Consider the following 7,539-nt stretch of genomic DNA (forward strand, 5'->3'; position numbering starts at 1 on the left):
TATCGTTTATTTCTTGTACTGTAGTGTGCTGATTTCCTTAAGTGCAATATCATATATGATCTCTGCCAGCACTCTGTTGTCATGGCGCACAGCGCCCTCCTCATCAATCTGAACCAGGTGGTCGTCTGTAATTACGGTCGTCCCCATTTCCTTCAGACGGTCCCTGTCACTCTCAACAATCGTCATGTCATTACGGTCGTAGTACTCGGATATACGTCCTTTGATGTCTTCTTCGTTCAGGATGATGAAATCGACGAAACTGCTGCCCATATGCCTGTTGATCGCTTCCAGATGATCGGCCGCAGAATAGCCGATCGTCTCGCCCACCTGCGTCATGATGTTGGATACATAGACCTTGATGCCCTTGGCATTTTCAATCGCTTCACCCATCCCCTCCGGGAGCAGGTTCGGAATGATGCTGGTATACAGGCTGCCCGGCCCGAAGACGATGACATCCGAAGCCTTGATGGCTTTGATGGCCTCTGGTGTCGCCACCGTATCATTCGGTATGAGATAGACCTCCTCTATCTTCTGCTTCACCTCAGGGATGTAGCTTTCGCCCACGATGATTGAATTGTCCTCCATGCGTGCTGCAAGCTTCGGACTGATGTTGGTGGACGGAATCACCGTCCCCTTCACGTTCAATATCTTGCTCAGCTCCTTCACCGCCACGGCAAAATCACCGGTCATGTCATACATTGCAGCCAGCATCAGATTGCCGAGCGCGTGCCCGCCAAGCGCCTCCTTCCTGAAGCGGTAGGCAAACAGGTTCTCAAGCTTGGTCTCCACATCACTGAGGGCCGTCATCACGTTCCTGATATCCCCCGGTGCAGGCATATCAATCTGGTCGCGTATCAGTCCCGTCGACCCCCCATCATCGGCAACGGATACTATCGCGGAAATATCCACAGGGTATTTTCGCAGGCCCCTGGCCAGCACACTCAGGCCTGTACCGCCTCCGACCAGCGTAATCCTAATCTTCTTCATTTTCCGTACCTTCAACCGGTGCATCCCTGTGCACCGCGCGGATGGTGAAGTCAAAGTCCTCGCTCAGGTCCCTGACCAGTTTTTCAGCAAGCGTCACCGAACGATGCTGACCGCCTGTGCATCCAATTGCGACGACAAGCTGGGACTTCCCTTCCTTCATGAACTGGGGAAGCATGTATTTGATGAGGTCGTAGAATTTGGCATAGAAAGTCTTCGTTTCCTTCCATTTCATGACATAGTCGGCCACAGGCTTATCGAGCCCGGTATAGGGCCTGAGTGCGTCAACATAGTGCGGGTTCGGCAGAAATCTTACGTCGAATACAAGATCCGCATCGATCGGTATGCCGTGCTTAAAGCCGAAGCTCATCACGTTGACGTTGAAGACGGACCGGTTCTCACCGGCAGACATGTCGAACACCATGCCCCTGAGCTCCTTCGGAGTCGTATGTGTCGTATCGATGAGATGGGTCGCACGCCCCTTCAGGTCATCCAGCAGTTCCCTCTCCTTGGTGATGGAATCCAGAAGATTCGCTTCATTGTCCAGAGGATGTGCCCTTCGGGTCTCCTTATAGCGCGTGACGAGACGATCGTCGGCAGCATCTATGAAAATGATTTCGAGGGCCAGCTCGGGATGATCCTGGAGTTTTTCAATCTCAGCCACGAGATGGTCGAAGAACTCCTTGCCCCTCAGGTCGATGCCAAGACCGACACGATCCATCTGCCCATCCGTCGTCTCCATCAATTCCACTACCTTCTGCAGAAGGATCGGCGGCAGGTTGTCAATGCAGAAGTATCCCATATCCTCCAGTGCCTCGATAGCTACGGATTTCCCTGCACCGCTCATTCCCGTTACAATAATCAGCTGCTTCATTGCTCCACATCCTCTTGTTATTTTCATCTCTCTTTTCCCTCAATTAAACCATGTCAGAAGGTTTGTAGCAATATTATATGATACGCCCCATAGTCGGTGTTTTCAATCGAATGGCTCAAAAAAACCCCAGGGGTGGCCCTGGGGAAACTGCTATTTGCTTTCCTGCATATCTGCAAGTTTTTCGATATAGTGCTGCGCGTTCTGGGCGGCGATGCTGCCATCCCCTGTTGCTGTGACAATCTGACGGAGTGTTTTGTTGCGCACATCTCCGGCTGCAAAGATGCCCGGGATGGATGTTTCCATCTCATCATTGGTTTCCACATACCCAAGCTCATTGAGTATGCCAAGGTCGCTGAATGGCGCTGTCAGCGGCTTCATGCCGACATAGATGAAGACACCGTCTGCATCATAGTCGTATTTGGAGCCTGTATTCTTATCAAGCAGCGTAACACTCTCGACTCTGCTCTCCCCATTGATGGACTGGATTTCCGTATCCCAGACGAAGTCGATCTTGTCGTTCTTGAATGCACGGTCCTGGAGGATCTTCTGTGCGCGCAGCTGATCCCTTCTGTGTACGATCGTCACTTTGCTGGCGAATTTGGTCAGGAATACCCCCTCTTCGACTGCGGAATCCCCGCCGCCGATGACAACCAGTTCCTTTTCCTTGAAGAAGGCACCGTCACAGACGGCACAGTAGCTGACGCCGCGTCCGCCGAGTGTATCCTCACCCTCGACGCCGACCTTCTTGTATTCGGCTCCTGTCGCAATGATGATTGTGCGCGTCAGGATTTCTTCGCTGCCGGTCTTCAGAACTTTGTATTCGCCTTTGTCCTCTACGGATTTGATGTCACCATATTTATATTCGGCTCCGAACTTCTGGGAATGCTCGAACATTTTTGTCGAAAGTTCCGGGCCAGTGATGAAATCGAATCCCGGGAAATTTTCCACCTCTTCGGTATTGGCCATCTGTCCACCGGGCATGCCGCGCTCCAGCATGACCGTCTTCAGGTTAGCACGGGACGCGTAGACGGCGGCGGTCATGCCTGCCGGCCCTGCGCCGATGATGACGACATCATAGATATTTTCTTCAGTCATGAGACAAAACTCCTTTTCTTCTGTATCGACTCCCAAATATTATACAGGGTGCCGCACAATTTTTCATCAAATCTGCTTAACCTTGTCGAGTGCCTTGTTCAGACGATAGAGGGTCGTATCGAAATCATCGACGAGCGACTTCTTGGTGATCCTCCTGCCACGCTGATGGAAGTATAGGGTCGCTGCTGCGAATGCACCGATATCTTCCAGTTCCACCTTGTTTTCATAGAGGGCATGGAAGGTCTCTATCCAGGCCAGCTGGTCCTCTTCCCCTTCATACCCTGCCCGGCGCATGGCTTCAAGCCCCTTATGCATCCGGCCGAGCCTGACGAGTTTCAGACCCTGGAAAAGAAAGGAGATGTAAAGTTTCTCATAGTCTTCGAGGGACTCTATCGTCTCCCAGACTTCATGGCCCAGTATGGCATCGCGTGGTACGACATTATAGATTTTGTATAGGCCGAGAAGACGCATATAGGGGTCATCATCCTTCAGGTAGAGCGCCTCGAGGTCTGCGATCCTCTGTGTCGCTTCATGACGTTTCCACGGACTGTAGAGCTCATTCACCTGATGGAATGTCTGCATCCGTTCCCAGAACATCCGGGATTCCTCCAAATGACCGATATGATAGCTTGCATGGCTGAGTGCATGAAGCAGCTGGAAGCTGACGAACGCCTGTTTCTTGAACAGTGGGAACAGAAGCTCGTAGGACCGCTCGTACTGCTGGAGGAAGTTGAGCACAAGGCCGACTTTGAAACGGTCATCATCATCGAGCGGCTGGACGACCTCGAGTTTCTTGAGGAAGGTCCGGTACTTCTCCTCCTCCCCTGTATGATAGTACAGGAGGGTCATGTGGCTGAGCGCATGCATGTCCGTCCGGTCTTCCTTCAGCAGCTGCTCAAGCAGTTCATGCGCCTCTTCATAACGGTTCAGGAACAGTGCCGCCATCGCTCTCTGGTTGCGGAACTCCCGCTCCTCCTGAATCGATTCGGGGATGGTGGAGAGAAAGTCCAGCGCCTCCTCTATCCGTGCATTCATGAACAGGTGCTGGAATAGGTGCTGGCCGGTAAACCGGATCGCCTCCCGCTCCACTTCATCCTCATCCTGGATGCTCACCTCGAACATCTGCTCGAGCTCCTCATCATAACCGGAATCCGGTTCGTGCTGGACATACTGCACGCCGAACAGGAACGCCTTGTTCGGATCATTCATGATGATGTAGAGCTGGCTCAGTATAAAATAAAATTCAGCATCATACTGATGCTGAATGAAGGCATTAATCAATATATGTTCAGCTTCTGCTCCGCGTCCATTTTCAGCAAGCAGATATGCGTACTGGGAAAGGTATGCCAAGTTGTTCCGATCGAGCTCGAAGGCCTTGTGGAAGCTTTTCAGCGCCGCCTGCTTCTTATTCTGTTCTGTTTTTTTCAAGCCCTGATTAAAATGGAATTCTCCATTCTGATCGAAAGGGATCACTTTCCTATTCATTATTCCTACTCCTTACTATAAGCGGGTTGCCGTAGCAGATTGAATGGTCGGGAACATCTTTTGAGACCACACTGCCCGCACCGATGACTGCATGATCACCAATCACCACACCCGGCAGAATGGTCACATTCGCTCCCACCATAGTATCGTGGCCGATGTGCACATCTCCAATCCTGTACTCATCCACCAGATATTCATGCGTCAATATTACTGTATTATACCCGATTATACTGTTTTTGCCAATGTGGATGCGCTCGGGATGCATCAGGTCCGGCATCGCCCTGAAGGCCAGGGAGACGTTATCCCCAAGCTTCATTCCAAGAAGGCTGCTGTACAGTTTGTGCTTCCATTTCGTCGATGGGCAATATCGGCCGATTTCGATCACGATGAAATTTTTGACGATTTTGAAGCGGGAGATGGTCTGGTACATATTCCATAGGGGATTGACCCCGGCCGCTTTGATTCTCTTCAACCTTCTCATGATCCATCTCCCTACCTTCCTTTATATACGCCTTCTGTATCCTTATATTTCGGCAGCCTGTACTTCATTTCCCGGTAAATCCATACCGCAGCCGCTGCAACAATCAATAGAATGGAAATGAACTGTGCCGTCCGAAGGCTCTCACCAATCATCAGGCTGTCCGTGCGCATGCCCTCTATGAAGAACCGGCCGATTGAGTAATAGATCAGATAAAGCAGTATGGTCTGGCCTATCTTCAGCTTCGGACGAAGCAGAATCAGCAGGACGAAGCCGATGAGGTTCCACACGGATTCATAGAGGAATGTGGGATGATAGTAGGCACCGTCTATGTACATTTGGTTGATGATCCATTCCGGCAGCATCAGGGATTCCAGGAACCCTCTCGATACCTCGCCGCCGTGGGCCTCCTGGTTCATGAAGTTCCCCCAGCGCCCAATCGCCTGGCCAAGTATGAGGCTCGGTGCGGCAATGTCCGCGAGCTGGAAGAAGCTGAAGCCTTTTACACGGCAATATATGATGCCGGCCAGAAATCCACCGATGAGGCCGCCATGTATCGCCATTCCACCTTCGTTCACCATAATGATATCAATCGGGTTCTGGCTGTAGTACTCCCATTGGAATACGACATAGTACAGTCTGGCCCCGACGATCGAAGCGATGATGATGTAGAACATCAGATCCATGAACAGGCCTTCCGGCAGACCCTTGCGGTTCGCTTCACGATCGGCAATGAAGTATCCAAGGAGCATGCCGGAAGCGATGATGACGCCATACCAGTAGATGCTGAGCGGACCCAGTTCGAAAGCGACGGGGCTGAGGGGGGCATTAAAGATCATCAATCATACCTCCATTTACCTGTATCTGCCGGTTCAGGCGGTCGTTGAATTCCTGGGCAGCATCATATCCCATGTACTGCATGCGGTAATTCATCGCTGCAACTTCTATGATTCCTGCAAGACTCCGTCCAGGACGGATCGGAATCGTCTTCTGGTCTATCTCCGCATTGAGTATGCGCATCCGCTTCTGATCGAGTCCCAGACGCTCGTAGGTCTTGCCGGGCTCCCACGTCTCCAGATTGACGTTCAGCATGATCCGCTTCTCCTCCAGGATGCTCCCTGCCCCGAACAGCGTCATTACGTTGATGATGCCGAGACCACGGATCTCGAGCAGATTGCGGATGAGCGGCGGCGCCGATCCCATCAGGACATTTTTCGACACTTCCTTGATTTCGACATTATCGTCGGCTACAAGGCGATGGCCGCTCTTCACCAGTTCAAGTGCCGTCTCGCTTTTGCCGACGCCGCTTTCCCCTGTGATGAGCACACCGATGCCGTATATGTCGACCAGCACACCATGCATGTTCGTCTCTGGCGCCAGCGCCTTTTCAAGGAAGTTCGACATGCGGCTGATGAAGTTCGTTGTATTGTCTTCTGTGACCAATAGGGGCGTATGTGTCTGGTTGCACGCCTCGATCAGTTCAAGGGGCGCGCTCAGATTGCGCGTGATGATGATGCATGGGGTCTCTTTCCGGCACAAGCGCTTCGATCTGTCCTCCCGCTCCTCCTCGGTGAGCATGCGTTCGAAGAACGAAGACTCCGTCATGCCGAGCACCTGGACGCGGTCGGAGGAATAATGGGAAAAGTAGCCTGCCACTTCAAGGCCCGGACGGGAGACATCTATATTGACGATCTCCTTGTCGATCCCTTCGTTACCGGAGATGAGTTTCAAATTGAATTTATCTATTATCTTTTTTACTGTAAGCATCCTGTCACCTCGGGTGTTTAATACTTCAACTATAAAGAATCGGAAAACCATTTTCAATAAATCGGGTTTTGAACTACTCCACCTTAAATCCTTTGGATTTTGAAGATGGAGATTCCTAGGAACTCCAACCTAATGGTCGGATGTTAATTAGGCTATCCCCGTAGTCCCTACGGTTGGAGGCTTAAGATTCGCAACGCCTCGTTTTTCAGATTCATGCTTGCGTTAATATCCCGGTCATGACGGGCGTGACATTCCGGGCACTTCCAGTCACGAATAGCGAGATTCTTAACGGCTTTATTTTGGTGGCCACATCCTGAACACAATTGAGAAGATGGGAAGTTTCGAGCAACCGCTACAACTTCCTTCCCGTACCATTTTGCTTTGTATTCCAGCAAGGCACGAAATTCCGCCCAACTCACTTCAGAAATGGATTTGGCCAGTTTGCGATTCAAGACCATATTTTTTACCAACAAATCTTCAATCCCGATAATGTCGTGGTTTTTGACAATCTCGGTGGAAAGTTTGTGCAGGTAATCGCGTCGCTTGCTTTTGATGTTTTCATGTATCTTCGCCACCTTGATGCGTTGTTTCTGGTAGTTCCTTGACTCGGACAACCTCCGACCGTCTTTAATGGCCTGCTCTTTTCGTCTGGACAACTTGCGTTGTTCTTTCGCAAGTTTCTTCTCCAGCGTATGGAAGAAATGAGGGTTTTCGTAAACCGTCTCATCAGATAGAACAGCGAAGTCCTTTAGCCCCACATCAACTCCTACAGCAGAACCCGTTTTCTTCATCGGCTCCGTTTCCGTTTCGACCAAAAGGGAAACAAAATATTTGCCCGTAGGGTTTCGGCGGATCG

The 7,539-nt window shown here is 51.1% G+C and carries 7 protein-coding genes and 1 pseudogene; all 8 read right to left on the reverse strand.

Annotated elements, in window-relative coordinates; translation table 11 throughout:
• Positions 1–6: 6 nt before the first annotated feature.
• Positions 7–987 (reverse strand): gluconeogenesis factor YvcK family protein, encoded by a 981-nt coding sequence (locus BO53_RS0109335; protein ID WP_031547551.1) that lies wholly within the window; start codon positions 985–987, stop codon positions 7–9.
• Entirely contained in the window at positions 974–1,858 is an 885-nt protein-coding gene (gene rapZ / locus BO53_RS0109340; RefSeq protein WP_156956127.1) for an RNase adapter RapZ, read from the reverse strand. The genes BO53_RS0109335 and rapZ overlap by 14 nt, the downstream gene beginning before the upstream one ends.
• A gap of 150 nt (positions 1,859–2,008) precedes the next feature.
• Positions 2,009–2,953, reverse strand: a complete 945-nt coding sequence (gene trxB, locus BO53_RS0109345; RefSeq protein ID WP_031547555.1) for a thioredoxin-disulfide reductase — start codon at positions 2,951–2,953, stop codon at positions 2,009–2,011.
• Between the two features lie 66 nt (positions 2,954–3,019).
• Positions 3,020–4,438, reverse strand: coding sequence for a tetratricopeptide repeat protein (locus BO53_RS0109350; RefSeq protein ID WP_051683080.1), 1,419 nt, complete (start codon positions 4,436–4,438; stop codon positions 3,020–3,022).
• Positions 4,431–4,919 carry an acyltransferase gene (locus BO53_RS0109355; protein WP_031547559.1) on the reverse strand — a complete coding sequence of 163 codons (489 nt, stop codon included), beginning with the start codon at positions 4,917–4,919 and terminating at the stop codon, positions 4,431–4,433. The genes BO53_RS0109350 and BO53_RS0109355 overlap by 8 nt, the downstream gene beginning before the upstream one ends.
• A gap of 11 nt (positions 4,920–4,930) precedes the next feature.
• Positions 4,931–5,755 (reverse strand): prolipoprotein diacylglyceryl transferase, encoded by an 825-nt coding sequence (gene lgt, locus BO53_RS0109360; RefSeq protein ID WP_031547561.1) that lies wholly within the window; start codon positions 5,753–5,755, stop codon positions 4,931–4,933.
• Positions 5,745–6,683 (reverse strand): HPr(Ser) kinase/phosphatase, encoded by a 939-nt coding sequence (gene hprK / locus BO53_RS0109365; protein ID WP_031547563.1) that lies wholly within the window; start codon positions 6,681–6,683, stop codon positions 5,745–5,747. The genes lgt and hprK overlap by 11 nt, the downstream gene beginning before the upstream one ends.
• 147 nt (positions 6,684–6,830) lie before the next feature.
• Positions 6,831–7,539, reverse strand: a pseudogene (locus BO53_RS0109370) (RNA-guided endonuclease TnpB family protein); the annotation flags it as partial.

It is taken from the genome of Salinicoccus luteus DSM 17002 (assembly GCF_000712035.1).
Taxonomy (GTDB): Bacteria; Bacillota; Bacilli; order Staphylococcales; family Salinicoccaceae; genus Salinicoccus; species Salinicoccus luteus.